The 753-nt window shown below is 57.5% G+C and carries 1 protein-coding gene; it reads left to right on the top strand.

The features are described from left to right. Positions 1–753, top strand: a 753-nt coding sequence (locus tag J5224_RS32345) for a molybdopterin-dependent oxidoreductase (RefSeq protein ID WP_264629035.1), incomplete at both ends; no start/stop codon positions are given.

The raw sequence follows: 753 nt of genomic DNA, 5'->3' as shown, positions 1-753 counted from the left end.
GTGGACCCGCGCTTTAACCGCTCCGCCGCCGTGGCCGATCTTTATGCTCCGATCCGCGCTGGCTCGGATGCCGCCTTCCTGCTGGGCATCATCAACTATCTGATCACGCATGATAAAATTCATCATGAATACGTGAAGTCGTACACCAGCGCCAGCCTGATCGTGCGTGACGACTACAGTTTCGATGAAGGCCTGTTCAGCGGTTATAATGCGGATGCCCGCCAGTACGACAAGACCAGTTGGAATTACGAACTGGATGCCAACGGCTTTGCCAAACGTGACATGACGCTGACGCACCCGCGTTGCGTCTGGAACCTACTGAAAGCGCACGTTGCCCGTTATACCCCAGAGATGGTGGTCTCGCTGTGCGGCACGCCCGCGCACCATTATGAAGAGATCTGCCGCTCTCTGGCAGAAACCAGCGCCCCCGATAAAACCGCGACCTTTATGTACGCGCTGGGCTGGACGCACCACACCAACGGCGCGCAGATCATCCGTGCCGCTGCCATGATCCAGTTGCTGCTGGGCAATATCGGCATGGCCGGTGGCGGCGTTAACGCCCTGCGCGGTCACTCCAACATTCAGGGCTATACCGACCTGGGGCTGCTGAGCCTTAACCTGCCGGGCTATATGCCGTTGCCGTCCGAAAAGCAGGCTGACCTGAAAACCTACCTCAAGCAGATCACGCCGGATGCGCTGCTGCCGGATCAGGTGAACTACTGGAAAAATACGCCAAAATTCTTTATCAGCATG

This window comes from Candidatus Symbiopectobacterium sp. NZEC135 (assembly GCF_025962695.1).
This window is presented reverse-complemented; position numbering and strand designations above follow the sequence as displayed.